Origin of the sequence: Amycolatopsis sp. M39 (genome assembly GCF_001651785.1) — a bacterium.
GTDB classification, from domain to species: domain Bacteria; phylum Actinomycetota; class Actinomycetes; order Mycobacteriales; family Pseudonocardiaceae; genus Amycolatopsis; species Amycolatopsis rubida.
The window spans coordinates 263,370-280,880 of record NZ_LWSF01000004.1 but is presented as its reverse complement, the minus strand read 5'-3'; the positions used below and the strand labels follow the sequence as shown (position 1 = coordinate 280,880).

Here is a 17,511-nt window from a genome sequence, read left to right as displayed (position 1 = left end):
CAGCCCGGCACAGCCCGGCACAGCCCGGCACAGCCCGGCACAGCCGCGGAGCGCGCGCCGGAAGAACCGGCGGGTCAGAAGCCGGCGATGTCCGCCCGCGCGATCACCTTCGTGATCCTCGCCCGGACGAGGGATTCTTCGGGAACGGCGTTGCGCTCGCCGTAGGCCGGGCCGTTCTCCTCGCCCATGTACCGCGTGCCGAGCCGGGTCGCCCACTCCAGCATTTCGCCGAGGTCGTGGTGCAGCTCCGCCTCGGCGGTGAACTGGACGTACGAGAACGGCGGCCGCTGGTCGTCCACGGCGAGCGAGATTCGCGCGTCGCGGCGCAGGGCCTTGCCTTTGAGCGTGTCCGTGCCGGTGGTGAAGATCAGTTCGTCGCCGCCGGGCCCCTCGTTCAGCAGGAACCACACCGGCGTGACGACCGGGGCTCCGCTGGCCCGCACGATCCCCAGCATCCCGGTCCGCGTGCCCTCGCTCGCGAACTTCCACCACTCCGCCCTGCTCATCTCCCGCATGCCGCCCACGCTAGCCGTTCGCGTGTGCGGGCGCCCGGGCAGGCCGACTAGCCTGACCTGCTGTGCGATACGACGAGATGGGTGCGGCCGGGCTCGCCGACGAGGGGTTGACCCGTCGGCTGAAGGCGCTCGCCTGCACCGCGCCGTTGCACGACCTCGACGCGCGCAAGGCGAAGCTCGACTGGGCCGACGCCACGGTGTACCAGATGGCCGAGATCGCGCTGCACACGATCGACCAGGTCACCATCGCGATGGACTTCGACACCGGTGCGGGCCACGACCAGGTCATCGACCGGCTGCTGCCGTTCATCTCGCTGCAGGCGCCCTCGCGGATGCCGGACGAGCACGTGCGCGTCGCCAAATGGGTGCTGGACAACCTGATCAACGTCGGCACCACCGACCGCGGCTTCCGGCGCGTGTACGGCTCGCTCGGCCCCGGCGGCTACCAGCGCCGTCAGTTCGACTTCAAACTCCTGGTCGAGCTGGCCGCTCCCGACGGCGAGGTGTACCTGCGCGCCACCGACGAGGCGATCAACGTGCTGGTCGGCGCGCTGGACACGGACGTCGAGTCGGCGCAGATCGCCGCCGAGGTGAAGCTGGAGAACCTGATCAACCGCGGTCGGCTCGCCGACGCGAAGCTCGCCGCGGAGCAGGCGCGCTACCGCACCGTGCAGTACGGCGAGACGCTGCGCGCGAAGCTCGACGCGACCCGCCGCGACGTGCGTGCGGTCGACTGGGAGAGCGAGGTGCCGGAGCTGATCGAGTCGGCGCTCGGGCACATCGAGTCCCGGTTCCGCGCCGAGAACGCGATCCTGAAGAACATCACCACCGCGCGCGACGAGTCCGAGGATGCCGACCACAAGCGCCGCGCGGCCGAGCTGGTCGACATCGTCGCCGACTGCATCCGGCGGCACACCCGGCTCCAGTCGCGGCTGGCCGACGCCGGGGCGGTCTTCCGAGCCGAACAGGACCGCCAGCAGTTCTCCGGACCGCCGCAGCGGGCCACGATCGACCTGTTCGGCCAGCTCCTGATGCCGACGCTCGGCCTGCCGCTCGCCGACGCCACCGCGCCCGCCGAGCACTTCTTCCACGCCGTCGCGGGAATCGCGACGCCGGTCGTGCCGTCGTTGTCCTCGCTGGTGTCGCTGCTGCTGCGGCCCGCCCCGGAACGCGACCAGCTGGTCGGCGAGGTGCCGGAACCGGAGCTGGTGCCCGCCGAGGTGACCGACCGGTTCGGGGACGACGTGTGGCGGCTCGCCGACGAACTGCTCGACCTGCCCGACGTGCCGCGCCGGCTGTCCGGGCTATTGGAGGACGCGCGCCGCTCCGGGCAGCCGAACCTGGCGTCCCTGGTCGCGCTGCGTGCGCTGCACGCTTACAGTCCCGAGGTCGGCGCGGCGCGCCGGCAGGGGGAACGCCACGTGCTGCTCGCCGTCGACGACGGCACCCTGCTCGACGACCCGGACTTCGGCGGGGCCGATCTGCTGCTGTCCACCGCTGAGGTCGAACGAGCTGACGACGAGATCGAGGAGGTCGCCTGATGCCCGTGACGCACACGAGCGTCGACGCCGAGGCCGCCGCGCGCCTCGTCGCGTTCGGGATGCGCCCGAAGCAGCTGCCCGCGCGCGACGTCGTGTACGGCGAGCTGGTGCGCCGTTACGGCGAGGACAACGCGTTCAAGGCGCTCACCCACGCGGTCGCGTCCGGGCTCGGGCTGATGGTGCTGGAGGTGACGCAGCAGGCCGGGTGCGTGCTGGCGGCCACCGACGAGTCCGTCTTCGAGATCAAGATGGACAGCTACGCCCGGCAGGCCAAGATCCGCGAGCGGCGCGAAACGGAAAAGGTGCTGCACGGCCTGATTCACCTCGCGACGGCCGCGCTCGGCTACCCGCGGCCGGACGACCTGGCCAATGACACTTACATCGGCCGGGTGAGCGTCGAGCAGGTCGACGCGATGGTCCGCGAAGCGGCACGCGTGCTCGACGAGCGCGCGCAGCTGGCCGAGGCGAACAACGACCCGCTCGCCGACGCGCCGGAGCTGGAGCAGGCGTGGCGCGCGTACGCTCGCCGTCCGGCCGCCGCGGCGACGAAGGACGGCCGGATGGCGGCCGACACCACACGCGGCATGGTGTCGCGGGCGCTGCGATTCCTTGCCGACCAAGGTTTTTTGGTGCCGGTGAGCGACGAGCAGGGCGGCACTTACCGGACGACGCCGCGGTATCAGATCCAGGTGCGCGAGCTGGCCGCGGACGCCGCGTTCGACGATCTGCTCGCGCTCGATGTGGTTGCGGTCGCCGGCGCCGGGGGCACGCTGCGCGCGGCCGCCTCGGACACGCTGTCGTGAGGGCGAGCTGCTCGGACCGGATGGCGCGGTCCGCCGTGGATCAGGCTCGGTAGAGGGGAAACGGATGTACGAGCTTTCGCGGGTCCGCCTGCATTCGGTGGGCCCGGCGGGCGCCCGGTACCAGGACGTGGTGCTGGACTTCAGCGGCGTCGGGGCCACGATCACCGCGCCGAAGCAGGACGCGCTGTTCTCCGCGGGCATCCACGCCGGCGGCCCGGTGCGCCGCCCGTCGCCGGCGAGTGTGCTGTTCCTGGAGAACGGCGGCGGCAAGTCCGTGCTGATCAAGCTGATCTTCTCGGTGATGCTGCCCGGGCGGCGCCAGGTCGTCGGCACCACGAGCACGAAGGTGCTGGAGAAGTTCGTGACGGCCAAGGACGTCGCGCACGTGGTGCTGGAGTGGCTGCACGTCGAGACCGGCCAGCGGGTGATCACCGGCAAGGTGTCGGAGTGGCGCGGACACGTGACGTCCGCGGACTCGGAGAACCTGGTCGACTCCTGGTACTGTTTCCGCCCGACCGCCGACGTCGCCCTCGATTCGCTGCCGCTGACCGAGGACGGCAGGCTGCTCACCATGTCCGGGTTCCACGACCGGATCGCGGGCGCGGCGATGGCCGAACCGGAGCTGGAGCTGTTCTGGACGCGCCGGCACCACGAGTGGACCGGGCGGCTCGACCAGCTCGGCCTCGACACCGAGCTGTTCCGCTACCAGCGCGCGATGAACGCGGGCGAGGGCGAGGCGGCCGACGCGTTCCAGTTCTCCACCGACGAGGCGTTCGTGGAGTTCCTGCTGCGCGCGGTGCTGTCGGAGGACGAGCCGAAGGACCTCGCCGAGGTCGTGTCCACGTACGCGAACAACCTCGCGCAGCGCGGCGATCTGATGGCGGAGAAGGAATTCGTCGAGGGCGCGCTGGAACTGCTCGGTCCGCTGGCCGAGGAGGAAGGCGTGGCCGCGGCGTCGCGCCGGATCGCCGAATCGGCACGCGAGGATCTCGGCGAGCTGGCCGGGCGCATCCACGCGCGCAACGAGCTGGAGAACGCGCGGCTGTCGGGGCTGGACGAGCACGTCGAGGAAGTGCGGAGCGCGGAAAAGCTCGCCGAGGGAGACCATCGGCGGCTGACCGCGGGCGTCACCGAGCTGCGCCGGCTGGTCGCGGTGCTGCGGCTGGAAGAGGCGCAGATCGAACGCGAGCGCGTCGACGGCGAGCTGGCCGAGGCGAAGACGCAAGCGGAATCGTGGCGCGAAACCGCGACCGTGCTGAACCGGCTGAACGCTGCGCGCAAGGCGAAAGACCTGCGCGAGCTGGTCGGAAACCGCGAGGAGAAGGCGAAGCCGGCGTTGGCCGCGCGGGACGCGGCGGCGGTCGCGTTGGGGCGCGGTTTGCTTTCGCTGGCGCGGGATGCGCAGCGCCAGGCGGACAAAGCCGAGGCGCACGCGGACGCGTTGCGCGCCGAAGCGGAGAAGGCGCAGACCGAGCGGGACGAGGCGGCGAACCTGGCGGCTGGCCGCCGGGCTGAGGCGCGCGGACTGTCGTCGCGGATTGCCGAGCTGCGCGAGGAAATCTCTGAATCCGTCCGGAGCGGGCTGCTGACCTCCGGGGCGGATGTCGCGGAAGCGGCCCGGTCCGCGCGGGCGGAAGCCGAGGCCACGGCGGCGGAATCCGTTCGCCGGGAACAGGAACTCGACCGGGTCGGCGAGGATCTGCAAGCGGCGCAGCGCTCGGTGAACGAGGCGCACCAGCTCGCCGGGTCCACTCAGGACCATCTCGTCCGGGCAGCCGAAGACCTCGAACGCGCGCACCGGCGGACCGACGCGCTGGCCGCCGAACCGCGGTTGATGGAGCTGCTCGGCGCGGACGACGTCAAGCCGGAGAGCGATCTTCCGGTGCTGCTGCAGCGTTTGCGGGACGCGAGCGCGACGGTGGAGAAGGAACAGACCGCGCTGCGGATGGAGGAGTCGGCCGACGAACGGGCGCTGGCCGCACTCGGGTCGGGCGGACTGCTGCCGCCGCCGGAGGATGTCCAGGCCGCGCTGGACGCGTTGGAGCAGGCCGGGATCACCGCGTGGTCGGGATGGCGTTATCTGTCCAAACTGGACTCGGTGCGACGCGGCGAAGTGCTGGAGCGGATGCCGCAGCTCGTCGCTGGCGTGCTGCTGAACGACGCGGCGCAGGTGAAGCGGGCACGCGAAGTGCTGGCGGCTTCCCGGCTGTTGCCGAGCGCGGTGATCGCGGTCGGAACCACGGATGCGTTCCACCAGGACGGTCCGGCCGCGGCGGGCGTCGAGTTCCTCGTGCCGCCGAACCCGGCGATGTACGACGAGGAAGCCGCCGACACCGAGCGGGAAGCCGTGGCGCAGCGGCACGCTGAACGGCAGCGTCGGCTGGAACAGCTGTCGGAGTCGCTGGCGGCCGACGGCGCGTTGACCTGGAAGCTCACCACCTGGCGCGAGGACTATCCGGCCGGTGCCATCCGGACGCTCGCTGAGCAGGCCGAAAGCGCGCGCGTCGCACGGGAGACCGCGCAGGCCGCGCTCGCGCAGGCCGAGGCGGAATTCGCCCGGTTGAGCGAAAAAATCACCGCCCTGCGGGAGCGAGTTCCCGCGTTGCGCACCGCTTCAGCGGAAGCCGAGGAGAAGGCGCGTCGGCTCGGCGAGCTGTCCACTAGGGCCGCGCGCGTCGCGGAGTGGACCGAAGAAGTCGAGCGGGCGACGGAAATCGCGGAACGCGCGGAGACCTCGGCGGCCGAAGCGTCGTCCCGGGCAGCGCGGTTGCGCGAGCAGGCGGCGGAGGAGCAGCGGACTGCTGACGGACACCGTCGCACGGTCACCACCGCACGGTCGGAGCTGGCCGAGGTGCCGGGCGCGGCCGAGCTGCCGGAGGACGTCGAAGCGCCTTCGGAACCGGTGGACGCATTGCGGCGCACCTTCGTGTCGGCTTCCGAGTCGTACGCGAAGGTCGAGGTCGGCAGCGATCTCCGGGCCGAGCTGGAGCAGGCGGAATCCGCCGAGGCGGCAGCTTCGTCGGCGTTGGAGTCGCTGGACGAAGAGGTCCGGGCGCGCGCAGCGGCGTTGCTTGAGACGCCGGACGGTTCGGACGCTTCCACGCGGGCGGCGGCATTGGCGCGGGCGCGGCGAGCCGTCGACGCGCTGGAGGAAGAACGCACCGAGGCGATCGGGCAGGTGTCGACGCGTCGAGCCGAGCTGGACGTGCTGCCGTTGCAGACCGGCGTCGCTCCTCCGGCCGAGCGACCGCGCGACATCGAACACGGCCTTGAACTGATCGACGCGGCTTCGCTGGAAGTGTCCACGGCGGCCCGCAAGTGGGAAGAGCTGCAGGAACGCCGGGCGGCAGCGGAAGCGACGCTGGAGGCGGGCAAGGCTTCGGCTTCGGGCTTCGGGCTGCTGTCGGAATCGTTGGCGCACTTGCGTTCCGAGGAACCCGCGGACGCCTACGACGGCGATGTCGAGTCCGCGCGGACCCGGTACAACCAGCTCAACACCGTCCTGAACGACGCGCAGTCGGCGGCCGACTCCGGCGACCGGCGAGTGCGCGCGGCGGCGGACCAGCTGGCGCAGTACGCGACCGAGAAACGGTTCGAGAAGCTCAGCACGCCGGTGCGGCAGCAGGTGATTTCCGTGAAGCGAGACCAGCTTCCCGCGCACGCGGCGGAATGGGGCGAGGCGCTGCGGCCCCGGCTGCGGACGCTCGCCGACGACCTCGCGCAGATCGACCGGCACCGCGGCGGCATCATCACGCGGTTGCAGGGGATGGTCGAAGGCGCGTTGCGCACCCTGCGGTCGGCGCAGCGGGTGTCGCGGCTGCCGGACGGGCTCGGCGACTGGTCCGGCCAGGAATTCCTGCGGATCCGGTTCACCGAGCTGGAAGACCATGTGCTGGCGGAAAAACTGGGCGAGGTCGTCGACGAGGCGGCCGCGGGCAAGACCGCCGACGGCCGCGACGTGAAGCGCGACGGGCTGTCGCTGGTGCTGCGCGGGGTGCACGTCGCCGCGCCCAAGGGGTACCGGGTCGACATGCTCAAGCCGGACTCCGTGCTGCGCACCGAACGCCAGCGGGTGTCGGAAATCCGCGACGTGTTCTCCGGCGGCCAGCAGCTGACCGCGGCGATCATCCTGTACTGCACGCTCGCCGCGCTCCGGGCCAACAACCGGGGGAAGGCACGGAACCGGCATTCGGGCGTGCTGTTCCTGGACAATCCGATCGGCCGGGCGTCCGCCGGGTATCTGCTGGAACTGCAGCGGGCCGTGGCGGAGGCGCTGGGCGTGCAGCTGATCTACACGACGGGCCTGTTCGACGCGGGCGCGCTGGCGGAATTCCCGCTGATCGTGCGGCTGCGCAACGACGCGGACCTGCGGGCCGGGCGGAAGTACCTGTCGGTGGACGCGACGATCCGGAATTCCCTCGACGACCTCGGGGATCCGGACGGGGTGGCGCGGCTTTCGGCGACGCGGATGTTCAGCCGCGGTGCTTCTTCTCCGTCGGTGGATTCGGCATCGGCGGAAGAGGAACAACCGGCCTGACGGCTGGCGCGCGGTCTGCCCGGACGGCACACCGCGCGCCGGACCCCGTCAGCCGACGGGCACGTACGCCAGCCCGTGGCCGCCTGCCGCCCCGGCCGCCTCGGTGTCCAATGTGGTCACCAGGGTGCGGGTCTCAAGATCGATGACCTCCACCTCGGTCGCCGCCGCCCCGGACACGAACGCGATCCGGCCGTCCGGATCGGTCAGGATGGCCAGCGGGAACTCCGTCCGCAGCTCCCTCGACCAGAGGAGTTCGTGGCTGGTCGCCGAAAACGCCAGCAACCGCCCGCCCAGCTCGGCGGCCAGCACCTCGCCGGACGTCGGGCAATGGATCGGCAGCACCGGGCGTTCCGTCGGCAGCAGGGTTTCGAGCGACCCGGTGACCGCGTCGAACACGCGGATCCCGGGCGCCGCGCGGACCGGCTCGGTTCCGTTCTCCAGGTACGGAGCCGCGACGTAGAGCCGCTTGCCGTCCCGGGAAACCGCCAGCCCCTCGCTGCCCGGCACAGAGACCTTTTCGACCTCGCCACTGTCAAGGTCCACAAAGGACACGAACGGCGCTTCCTTGTTGGTCACGAACCCGCGCCGCCCGTCCGGGCTGATCGCGACCCAATGCGGCCCCGGCGCGCCGGCCGCGAGATGCCGGACCGGCCGCCGCGTCGCGGTGTCGACGACCACCAGGCCGCCCTCGCTTCCCGGACCGGCCTCGACGGTCGCGTACAGCAGCCCGCGCACCGGATCGATCGCCAGACCGTGCGGCGCGTGATCCGGCGAGAGATCGACGACCTCCAGGACCTCGCGCGAATCCGGATCGATCGCGGTCAGCTCGGTCGCTCGTTCGCCGTGGCTGTGGTAGGCGCCGCGGCGGTACGCGCTCGCGGTCCAGACGAGGCGGTGGACCGGGTCGAAGCAGAGGTCGTGCGGCTGAGCGGGCACTTCGACGGTGCCGAGATGCTTCCCGGACCCGACGTCGAAGAAGGCGACCGCCGGCCCCTTCGCTCCCGCGACCGCGAGGATCGCTTCTCGCATGGGTGTTCTTCCTTTCGTTCGGCTACCTGATCCACTCTGGGCGGCCGCGGATTGCGCGTCGATGCAAGAATCGGCACGGAATTCTTCCGCCGAACGCAAACCTTTCGGGGCGGCCATGGACCTGAACCTCTTGCGCGTGCTGGACGTCCTGCTCCAGGAAGGCAGCGTGACGCGCGCAGCGGCCAGACTGGGCAGCTCGCCCGCCGCGGTGAGCCGCACCCTCGCCAAACTGCGCCGCGCCGCCGGCGACCCGCTGCTGGTGCGTGCGGGTCAAGGCCTGGTCCCGACCCCGCGCGCCCTGGAGTTGAAGGACGAAGTCGCCGCACTGGTGCACCGGGCCGACCGCCTCCTCGGCCCGGGCCCCGGCTTCACTCCTTCCGACCTCCGCCGCACCTTCACCGTCCAAGCCGCCGACCTGGTGGTGAGCGGCCTGGCTGGTTCGTTGACCGCCCGCATCCGCGCCGAAGCCCCGCACGTCGAGGTCATCTTCGTCCCGGAGTCCACGGAGGACAGCGGGGCTTTGCGCGACGGCCGGGTAGACCTCGAAATCGGCGCCGCCGGTCATCACGACCCGGAAACCCGCACGGAGCCGTTGGTGCACTCGACCGTGCTGGGCATTGCGCGGCAAGGGAATCCGCTCTTCTCCGCGCCGATCGATCCGGCCGGCTTCGCCGCCGCTGAGCACATCGGCGTCTCCCGCCGAGGCAAGCAGCAAGGCCCGATCGACGCCGCCCTGGCTCAGCTGGGCTTGCGCCGCCGGGTCGCCGCGGTCGTCCCCGGCCACCCGAGCGCCCTGATCCTGGCGAGCGAAAGCGACCTGGCCACCATCGGCATCGCAGGCTGGCTGGACCCGTTCCTGACCGCTCTGGACCTGCGAACCTTCCCCGTCCCGCTCGACCTGCCGCCCGTCGAACTCGGCCTGGCCTGGCACCCCCGGACCGCCGCCGATCCGGCTCAGCGCTGGTTCCGGAACCGCGTGCGCACCGCCATGCTCGCCCGTTCTGGCCGCTGACCAGCGCAGAGGCATTTTCTGTCGGACCTTGCTGGTAGGAATCGAGTCGTGAAGATGACCCTCGCCCAACGCCGGGCCCGCCTCGGCGTACGCCACCACCTAGCGGCTCGGGCGACGACCGTCGAGGAAGCAGTCGACGGCGTCGTCGCGCTGCACGCCACCGATCCCGCTTCGGTGTACCTGTCCGCCTGGTCGCGCGTGCGCGACGTCTCGGTCGCCGACGTCGAGGACGCGCTGTACTCCCGGCGCACCCTGCTGCGCGTCCTCGGCATGCGGCGCACCGTTTTCGTCACCGACATCGCCACTGCCGGTTCGGTGCAAGCCGCGTGCTCGTACGACGTCGCCGCCCGGCAACGGCGCCTGCTGGAAAAGCAGCTGGCCACCCTGGGGCATCCGGAGAATGTCCCGCGTCCCGGCGCATGGCTGGACGAGGTCATGGCGAGCGTCGAAAAAGCCTTGCGCGCCAGGGGATCGGCGACCGCGCAGCAGCTGGCGGACGACGAACCGCGCCTGCGGCAGCAACTGCTGATGGCGAAGGGAAAACCGTACGAGTCGATCGGCAACGTCACCAGCCGGGTGCTGTTCCAGCTGGCCGCCGAGGGACACATCGTGCGAGGGCGTCCGCGGGGGAGCTGGCAGAGCACGCAGTACCACTGGTCTCCGCTGACCGATTGGCTGGCGGGGGCGGTTGTCCCTGGCTCTGGCTCTGGCCGTGGGGCCGAGGCCGGTGCTGGCTCTGGCTGTGGGGCCGAAGCTGGTCCCGGCGCTGGCTCTGGAGTCGAAGCTGGTGGCTCTGGCTCTGGCTCTGGCTCTGGCTCTGGAGCCGAGGCCGGTGCTGGTCCCGGCTCTGGCTGCGGGGCCGAAGCTGGTGCTGGTCCCGGCTCTGGAGTCGAAACCGGTGCTGGCCCCGGCGCTGGCCGTGGATCCGGTACCAGCGCTGGGTCCGGCCTCTCCGACCCCGTCCCCGCCGACTGGCCAGGCCTCTCCGAAGCCGAAGCCCGAGCCGCACTGGCCCGGCGATGGCTGCACGCCTTCGGCCCCGCACCGGTCGCCGACCTCCGCTGGTGGACCGGCTGGACGGCAGGCCAGACGAAAAAGGCCCTGGCCGCCGTCGCCCCCGCCGAGGTCGACCTGGACGGCGAACCGGCGATCGTCCTGCCCGGCGACCTGGCCCCGGTCGCCGCCCCCGGCCCGTGGATCGCGCTGCTCCCGGCCCTCGACCCGACCGCGATGGGCTGGCAGTCCCGGGACTGGTACGTCGGCCCGCACCGCCCGGCCCTGTTCGACCGCAGCGGCAACATCGGCCCGACGGTCTGGAGCGACGGCCGGATCGTCGGAGCCTGGTGCCACCGCCCGTCGGGAGAAGTCGCGGTCCGCCTGCTGGAGGACATCGGCGCGGACAAGACCGCCGCGGTGGACGCCGAGGCCGCCCGGCTGGGCGAATGGCTGGGGGAGGCGCGAGTGGTGCCGAAGTTCCGGACCCCGGCGGAGAAGGAGCTGGCTGGATGACGCTGCGCGCTGTGCGGAGCTGGATAACGCGGCGCACTGTGCCGAACTGAATGACGCTGCGCACTGTGCCGAACCGAACTGTGCCGGACTGACCGCACGCTCCGCGCGCGAGAGGCGGTGGCGGAACAGGGGAGAGCCGGACGACCCCGGCGGCCCGCCCACCGCGCGACCAGGCTGCCCAGCTCTCGGGACGCCTGGCAGCCGGTCCTGCCGGACACCCGCACCGCGCGGTTGCCAAGTCGTTGGAGAGAGCGCGGAACGAAGCGTTTCCTCAAGCACGCTCCGCGAGGTCCGGCGGATGGGCCACGACAGCCCAAATCGCCCGAGGCGGCCCGGACCGGCACAGCGGGGAACGCGGCTGCCGGGTCGAGCGCGCGGTGTGACGGCCGGGTCGAGCGCGCGGTGTGACGGCCGGGTCGAGCGCGCGGTGCGATTCGCGGGAGTCCGGCCGCGAATCGCACCGAGGTTCGCGCGACGGGCCTCGTGCCGAGTTCCCGCCGTGCCGGTCCCGTTGAGCTCGCCCAGCCGTGCTTGTCTCGCACGCGGAGCGTGCTCCTGCTGTGCCGGTCCGTTGAGCTCGCCCTGCCGTGCTTGTCCTGCACGCGGAGCGTGTTTGCTGTGCTGGTGCCGAGTTCGGCTGCCGTGTTGCTGTGCGGGTCTTGCCGAGTGCGGTCGTCGTGCTGCTGTCGTGCTCCTTGCGCACGCGAAGCATGCTCCTGCTGTGCTGCTCCTGCCGAGGTTGTCCTAGCCCCCGCTGTGCCGGTCCCGACGAGCCCGGCGTCCTGACCCCCGGCTGTCCCGCTCCTGCCGAGCCTGCCCCGGGCCTCCGCCGTCCCGGTCTCGTCGAACCCGTCCGCCGCACCCCTCCTCCGCCCGCACCTCGCGCCGCCCCCTCGCCGCCCCGGCGAAACCGCCCCGGCGAAACCGGCCCGGCGAAACCGGCCCGGCGAAACCGGCCCGGCGAAACCGGCCCGGCGAAACCGGCCCGGCAGCGTGAACCGGGGCACCAAGACCGATCAAGCCACTGGTCCGCTCCCGCCCCCTGGCCCCGAGGGAGCGCTCGCCCCGTTTCCGCCCCTCACCCGGCTGAGCTGGGTTCTTAATCGATTCTTGACGTCTCCCGGCAGTGGTGGAAGTCTCGTCAGGGCAGTCCGGGGCAACGGGGCCCGCACGCTAGGGTTGCAGCGATTCGCAGAAGTCGCGGAAGCCGCCCGGGGCGGGCGCCCCGGGGAACTTCCGCAGTGACCAACTTCAGCGGCCGGCGGCCGGCGCGCCGTCGCCGTGATCAACACCAGAGGAGTGGCAGCAGTGACCGTTCGCGTAGGTGTCAACGGCTTCGGCCGGATCGGCCGCAACTTCTTCCGTGCCGTGAAGGCGAGCGGTCACGACATCGAGGTCGTCGCGTTCAACGACCTCGGCGACGTCGCCACCATGGCCCACCTGCTCAAGTACGACTCGATCCTGGGCCGCTTCCCGGGCGAGGTCAGCGTCAGCGACGAGGGCATCGTCGTCGACGGCAAGACCATCAAGGCCCTCGCCGAGCGCGACCCGGCGAACCTGCCCTGGGGCGACCTCGGCGTGGACGTCGTCGTCGAGTCGACCGGCTTCTTCACCAACGCCGACGCCGCCAAGGCGCACATCGCCGGCGGCGCGAAGAAGGTCATCATCTCCGCGCCCGCCAAGGGCGAGGACCTGACTGTCGTCCTCGGCGTCAACGACGACAAGTACGACGGCTCGCAGACGATCATCTCGAACGCGTCCTGCACCACCAACTGCCTCGGCCCGCTGGCCAAGGTCCTCAACGACGCCTTCGGCATCGAGCAGGGCCTGATGACCACGATCCACGCCTACACCCAGGACCAGAACCTCCAGGACGGCCCGCACAAGGACCTGCGCCGCGCCCGCGCCGCCGCCCTGAACGTCGTCCCGGCCTCCACCGGCGCGGCCAAGGCGATCGGCCTCGTGCTGCCGGAGCTGCTCGGCAAGCTGGACGGCTACGCGCTGCGCGTCCCGGTCCCGACCGGCTCGGCCACCGACCTCACCGTCACCCTGAAGAAGCCCGCCACGGTCGAGGAGATCAACGCCGCCTACCAGGCCGCCGCCGAGGGCCCGCTGGCCGGCATCCTGAAGTACTCGGTCGACCCGATCGTGTCCTCGGACATCGTCACCGACCCGGCGTCCTGCATCTACGACTCGCCGCTCACCAAGGTGATCGGCGACCAGGTCAAGGTCGTCGGCTGGTACGACAACGAGTGGGGCTACTCCAACCGCCTCGCCGACCTGATCAAGCTCGTCGGCTCGAAGCTCTGAACCTGATGAGCGTCAAGAACCTCGACGACCTGCTGGGCGAGGGCGTTCAGGGCCGGTACGTGCTCGTGCGTTCCGACCTGAACGTCCCGCTCGACGGGTCGGCCATCACCGACGACGGCCGGGTCCGCGCCGCGCTGCCGACGATCAAGAAGCTCGCTGAGGCGGGCGCGAAGGTCGTCGTCGCCGCGCACCTCGGCCGCCCCAAGGGCGAGCCGGACCCGAAGTTCACGCTCGCGCCGGTCGCGAAGCGGCTCAGCGAGCTGCTCGGCACCGAGGTCCCGCTGGCCGGCGACCTCGTCGGCGAGTCGGCGAAGGCGCTGACCGCCGGACTGGCCGAGGGCAAGGTCGTCCTGCTGGAGAACGTCCGCTTCGACGCGCGCGAGACCAGCAAGGACGCTGTCGACCGCTCTGAGCTGGCGGCCGAGCTGGCCGCGCTGACGCCGGGCGGGGCGTTCGTGTCCGACGGCTTCGGCGTCGTGCACCGCAAGCAAGCCTCGGTCTACGAGATCGCCGCGGTGCTCCCGGCGTACGCGGGCGGCCTCGTGCTGGCCGAGCTGGACGTGCTGAAGAAGCTCACCGACGACGTCAAGCGGCCGTACGTGGTCGCGCTCGGCGGCTCGAAGGTGTCCGACAAGCTCGGCGTCATCGCGAACCTGCTCACCAAGGTCGACCGGCTGCTCATCGGCGGCGGCATGGCGTACACGTTCCTCAAGGCCAAGGGCTACGAGGTCGGCACGTCGCTGCTGCAGGAAGACCAGCTCGACCAGGTCAAGGGCTTCCTCGCCGAGGCGCAGAAGCGCGGCGTCGAACTGGTGCTGCCGGTCGACGTGCTCGCGGCCGAAGGCTTCGCCGCCGACGCGGCGCACGAGGCCGTCGATGTCACCGCCATCCCGGCCGACCGCATGGGCCTCGACATCGGCCCGCGCAGCGCCGAACTGTTCGCGCGGAAGCTCGCCGACGCGGCGACCGTCTTCTGGAACGGGCCGATGGGCGTCTTCGAATTCGAGGCGTTCGCGGGCGGCACCCGCGCGGTGGCCGAGGCGCTCGTGAACAGCGACGCGTTCACCGTGGTCGGCGGCGGCGATTCGGCCGCCGCGGTGCGGCAGCTGGGCCTGCCCGAGGACGGCTTCTCGCACATCTCCACCGGCGGCGGCGCCTCGCTGGAGTACCTGGAAGGCAAGGAGCTGCCCGGCGTGGCGGCGCTGGAGGGGAAGAACTAAGTGGCACGCAAGCCCCTGGTGGCAGGCAACTGGAAGATGAACCTCAACCACCTTGAGGCCATCGCCCTGGTGCAGAAGATCGCCTTCGCGCTGCCGGAGAAGTACTACGCGAAGGTGGACGTGGCCGTGCTGCCGCCGTTCACCGACATCCGCAGCGTGCAGACGCTCGTCGACGCCGACAAGCTCTCCCTCGCCTACGGCGCGCAGGACCTGTCGCCGCAGGACTCGGGCGCGTTCACCGGCGACATCTCCGGCCCGATGCTGGCGAAGCTGGGCTGCAGCTTCGTCACCGTCGGGCACTCGGAGCGGCGCGCGATCCACGGCGAGACCGACGAACTGGTCAACAAGAAGGTCAAGGCCGCGCTCAAGCACGGCATCACGCCGATCCTGTGCGTGGGCGAGGAACTCGCGGTCCGCGAAGCGGGCGAGCACCTCGCCCACACCCGGGACCAGCTGATCGAGGGCCTCAAGGGGCTCAAAACCGAGCAGGTGCAGGCCGTCGTGATCGCGTACGAGCCGGTGTGGGCCATCGGCACCGGCAAGGTCGCGACCGCCGCCGACGCCGAAGAGGTCTGCAAATCCCTGCGCGGGACGCTCTCGGAGAAGTACGGCGACGAGGTCGCCACCGCGGTCCGGGTGCTCTACGGCGGCTCGGTGAAGTCCGGGAACGTCTCCGAGCTGGTGGCCGCGGACAACATCGACGGAGCGCTGGTCGGCGGCGCGAGCCTCGACGGCGAGGAGTTCACCAAGCTCTGCGCGCTCGCCGCCGGTGGCCCGCTGCCCTGATCGTGGGCACTACCGGGTAGCCTGTGTGTTCGGTCCGTCACTAGAGCAGTGGACGAGTCCAGGGGTACGGTGAAGATCCGCACGCTGTGCGGGTCCGGCCGTACCCCTGCATGCTCCGACAAGCACAGAGGATGACATGAAGCTGTTCCTGCAAATCCTGTTGATCGCCTCCAGCGTCCTGCTGGTGGTGGCCGTGCTGCTGCACCGCGGCCGGGGCGGCGGCCTGTCGTCCCTGTTCGGCGGCGGGATGCAGTCGAGTCTCGCGGGGTCCAGCGTCGCCGAGAAGAACCTCGACCGGATCACGCTGCTGCTCGGGGCCATCTGGCTGATCAGCATCGTGGGTCTCGGCCTCCTGCTCAAGGTCTGACCGGGTCCCCGGAAGGGGACTGCGATCGGCGTGCCTATTGGGGGGCGCGCCGCCGATTCCAACGGGTGAGGATTCATGGTTGGCGGTAACGCGATTCGCGGCACCCGCGTGGGTGCCGGTCCTTCGGGCGAATCGGAGCGGGGTGAATCGGCGCCACGGCGCCGGGTGTCGTATTGGTGCGCGAACGGGCATGAGGCTCGCCCGTCGTTCGCGATGGACGCGGAAATCCCCGACGAATGGGACTGCCCGCGCTGCGGGCTCCCGGGCGGTCAGGACGAGCAGAATCCGCCCGCCGCGCCTCGTACCGAGCCGTACAAGACGCATCTGGCTTACGTGAAGGAACGCCGCAGCGACGCCGACGGCGAGGCCATCCTCGCCGAGGCGCTCGAGCGCCTCCGCCAGCGCCGCGAATTGATCTGAGGCACGGTTTCTCCGGGACCACCGGCTTCCCGTCCGCGAGGGCGAGGGCCGGTGGTTTTTTAGTTCCCGGGCAGCGGAGAAAGGCTGGAGCCCTAGCGGTCTGGACCACTGGTGCGCGGGCGCGGCCAGGCCCGGCAGTGGCGGGGTGTCGTGAGTGGTTATGCCGGTGAGAACCGGCATAACCACTCACCACAACCTCAGCGATCCAGCGGATACCGCGCCCGCACCCGGAACCCGCCGTCCTCGGTCCCGGACGTTTCGAAGCTTCCGCCCAGCAGCCGGGCGCGTTCGGCGAGCCCGGTCAGCCCGTGGCCGCCGGACGGGAAAGCCTCGCCCGCACGGCAGGCGCGGGCGTTCTCCACCTCGATGTCCAGCGCGCCGCTCGCCGCGTGGATGCGGATCGTGGCCGTCGCGCCGGGGGCGTGTTTGTGGACGTTCGTCAGGCATTCCTGCACCGTCCGGTACGCCGCCGCCGAGACCTGGCTCGGCAGGGTGTCCGGGAGCTGCTCGACGGTCAGCTGCACGGGGACGTCGCACTCGCGGATCAGGTGGTCCAGCTCCCCGATCCCGGGTCGCGGGCCGTCGTTCCCGGAGCTGGAGCGCAGCACGCTCACCAGCGAGCGCAGTTCCTCAAGCGTCCGGGTCGACAGCTGGCGGATGACCTGCGCCGTCTCCAGTGCCGGGCCCTCCTTCGCCTGCGCCTGCAGCGCGCCGGCCTGCATGGCGATCAGCGTGATCTGGTGCGAAACCACGTCGTGCATCTCGCGGGCCAGCCGGGCGCGTTCCTCGGCGCGCACCGCGTCGGCGTGGAAGCGGCGTTCGCGGTCGCGGCTCTTCGCCAGCTCGCGCAGTTTCGCCGAGATCTCCGCGCGCGCCCCGATCAGCAGGCCGATCGCGATCGGCATGCCGGCCACCAGCACGCCGTAGATCCCGTCGAGGACGTGTTCGCGCCAGCTCAGTTCCGCGAACTCCGGCAGCGGCCACCGCACGAACCGGCAGGTGAACACCAGTCCCGCGCCGACCCAGGTCTGCCAGTGCAGTTGCCGCCGCGTCGCGAGCATGCCGAGGTTGAGCATCGACGCGAGCTGTGCCCATCCGGCGAAGAATCCCGGCACCGCGGCGAGCACCGCGAGGAACGGGAACCGCCGCCGCACCACGACCGCGAGGCACGCGGCGGCCGACAGATAGAGCGAATAGGGCTGTGCTTTGGGCGGCACGACGAGCCAGACGTCGAGCACCGCCAGCAGCACGACCACCGCTTCGACGGCGATCGTCGCGACGAGGGGCTTCCGGAACGCGGCGAACGCCCCGGTCAGGCTGACGCGCCTGTCCCCCCGGGCGGCTCCCGCGGCGGAGCTGCTCATCGAGATGCCAGGAATCGAGAGTCCCTCAGTGCTCATCGCGGCGACCCCATTCGTCTTGTGGACTTAGTGATGAGATGCTCCGGCCACCCGATCGGGAC

Annotated in this window: 13 protein-coding genes; 10 read left to right on the top strand and 3 right to left on the bottom strand. The window is 71.2% G+C overall.

The window, feature by feature from the left end; translation table 11 throughout:
• Positions 1 to 74: 74 nt before the first annotated feature.
• Entirely contained in the window at positions 75 to 515 is a 441-nt protein-coding gene (locus A4R44_RS11875) for a PPOX class F420-dependent oxidoreductase (protein WP_067579207.1), read from the bottom strand.
• Between the two features lie 77 nt (positions 516 to 592).
• On the opposite strand from A4R44_RS11875, the gene A4R44_RS11870 reads away from it, so the two are divergent.
• The 3 genes from A4R44_RS11870 (at position 593) to A4R44_RS11860 (ending at position 7,396) form a co-directional block, all read left to right on the top strand.
• Complete coding sequence (locus tag A4R44_RS11870; RefSeq protein ID WP_067579205.1) at positions 593 to 2,056, top strand: hypothetical protein; 1,464 nt, start codon at positions 593 to 595, stop codon at positions 2,054 to 2,056.
• Positions 2,056 to 2,859 carry a hypothetical protein gene (locus A4R44_RS11865; protein WP_067579203.1) on the top strand — a complete coding sequence of 268 codons (804 nt, stop codon included), beginning with the start codon at positions 2,056 to 2,058 and terminating at the stop codon, positions 2,857 to 2,859. Before A4R44_RS11870 ends, A4R44_RS11865 begins: the two co-directional genes overlap by 1 nt.
• 64 nt (positions 2,860 to 2,923) lie before the next feature.
• Positions 2,924 to 7,396, top strand: coding sequence for a hypothetical protein (locus A4R44_RS11860; protein ID WP_067579201.1), 4,473 nt, complete (start codon positions 2,924 to 2,926; stop codon positions 7,394 to 7,396).
• Between the two features lie 48 nt (positions 7,397 to 7,444).
• Here the strand turns inward: A4R44_RS11860 and A4R44_RS11855 are convergent, their stop codons facing one another.
• Positions 7,445 to 8,425 (bottom strand): YncE family protein, encoded by a 981-nt coding sequence (locus tag A4R44_RS11855; protein ID WP_067579199.1) that lies wholly within the window; start codon positions 8,423 to 8,425, stop codon positions 7,445 to 7,447.
• A gap of 115 nt (positions 8,426 to 8,540) precedes the next feature.
• Here A4R44_RS11855 and A4R44_RS11850 point away from each other — a divergent pair, with 115 nt between their 5' ends.
• From A4R44_RS11850 to A4R44_RS11815, 7 genes are all read left to right on the top strand, one after another.
• Positions 8,541 to 9,437, top strand: coding sequence for a LysR family transcriptional regulator (locus A4R44_RS11850; protein WP_067580135.1), 897 nt, complete (start codon positions 8,541 to 8,543; stop codon positions 9,435 to 9,437).
• Between the two features lie 54 nt (positions 9,438 to 9,491).
• Positions 9,492 to 10,946, top strand: a complete 1,455-nt coding sequence (locus A4R44_RS45495) for a winged helix DNA-binding domain-containing protein (RefSeq protein ID WP_203595540.1) — start codon at positions 9,492 to 9,494, stop codon at positions 10,944 to 10,946.
• Between the two features lie 1,308 nt (positions 10,947 to 12,254).
• Positions 12,255 to 13,256: a type I glyceraldehyde-3-phosphate dehydrogenase gene (gene gap, locus A4R44_RS11835; protein ID WP_067579197.1), complete on the top strand. Its 1,002-nt coding sequence runs from the start codon at positions 12,255 to 12,257 to the stop codon at positions 13,254 to 13,256.
• 5 nt (positions 13,257 to 13,261) lie between these two features.
• On the top strand, positions 13,262 to 14,476 hold the full coding sequence (gene pgk / locus A4R44_RS11830) for a phosphoglycerate kinase (RefSeq protein WP_067579195.1): 1,215 nt from the start codon (positions 13,262 to 13,264) through the stop codon (positions 14,474 to 14,476).
• Positions 14,477 to 15,262, top strand: a complete 786-nt coding sequence (gene tpiA / locus A4R44_RS11825) for a triose-phosphate isomerase (protein ID WP_067579193.1) — start codon at positions 14,477 to 14,479, stop codon at positions 15,260 to 15,262.
• Between the two features lie 136 nt (positions 15,263 to 15,398).
• Positions 15,399 to 15,629 carry a preprotein translocase subunit SecG gene (secG, locus tag A4R44_RS11820; protein WP_033292761.1) on the top strand — a complete coding sequence of 77 codons (231 nt, stop codon included), beginning with the start codon at positions 15,399 to 15,401 and terminating at the stop codon, positions 15,627 to 15,629.
• 75 nt (positions 15,630 to 15,704) lie between these two features.
• Positions 15,705 to 16,049, top strand: a complete 345-nt coding sequence (locus tag A4R44_RS11815; protein ID WP_009075886.1) for an RNA polymerase-binding protein RbpA — start codon at positions 15,705 to 15,707, stop codon at positions 16,047 to 16,049.
• A gap of 197 nt (positions 16,050 to 16,246) precedes the next feature.
• Here A4R44_RS11815 and A4R44_RS11810 read toward each other — a convergent pair whose 3' ends face one another.
• Positions 16,247 to 17,449, bottom strand: a complete 1,203-nt coding sequence (locus tag A4R44_RS11810) for a sensor histidine kinase (RefSeq protein WP_167545382.1) — start codon at positions 17,447 to 17,449, stop codon at positions 16,247 to 16,249.
• Between the last annotated feature and the right edge of the window lie 62 nt (positions 17,450 to 17,511).

What these genes read in the sequence shown, in the direction of transcription:
- A4R44_RS11875 (WP_067579207.1), bottom strand. Translation starts at nt 515, where the DNA reads ATGCGGGAGATGAGCAGGGCGGAGTGGTGGAAGTTCGCGAGCGAGGGC.
- A4R44_RS11870 (WP_067579205.1), top strand. Translation starts at nt 593, where the DNA reads ATGGGTGCGGCCGGGCTCGCCGACGAGGGGTTGACCCGTCGGCTGAAG.
- A4R44_RS11865 (WP_067579203.1), top strand. Translation starts at nt 2,056, where the DNA reads ATGCCCGTGACGCACACGAGCGTCGACGCCGAGGCCGCCGCGCGCCTC.
- A4R44_RS11860 (WP_067579201.1), top strand. Translation starts at nt 2,924, where the DNA reads ATGTACGAGCTTTCGCGGGTCCGCCTGCATTCGGTGGGCCCGGCGGGC.
- A4R44_RS11855 (WP_067579199.1), bottom strand. Translation starts at nt 8,425, where the DNA reads ATGCGAGAAGCGATCCTCGCGGTCGCGGGAGCGAAGGGGCCGGCGGTC.
- A4R44_RS11850 (WP_067580135.1), top strand. Translation starts at nt 8,541, where the DNA reads ATGGACCTGAACCTCTTGCGCGTGCTGGACGTCCTGCTCCAGGAAGGC.
- A4R44_RS45495 (WP_203595540.1), top strand. Translation starts at nt 9,492, where the DNA reads ATGACCCTCGCCCAACGCCGGGCCCGCCTCGGCGTACGCCACCACCTA.
- pgk (WP_067579195.1), top strand. Translation starts at nt 13,262, where the DNA reads ATGAGCGTCAAGAACCTCGACGACCTGCTGGGCGAGGGCGTTCAGGGC.
- secG (WP_033292761.1), top strand. Translation starts at nt 15,399, where the DNA reads ATGAAGCTGTTCCTGCAAATCCTGTTGATCGCCTCCAGCGTCCTGCTG.
- A4R44_RS11815 (WP_009075886.1), top strand. Translation starts at nt 15,705, where the DNA reads ATGGTTGGCGGTAACGCGATTCGCGGCACCCGCGTGGGTGCCGGTCCT.
- A4R44_RS11810 (WP_167545382.1), bottom strand. Translation starts at nt 17,449, where the DNA reads ATGAGCACTGAGGGACTCTCGATTCCTGGCATCTCGATGAGCAGCTCC.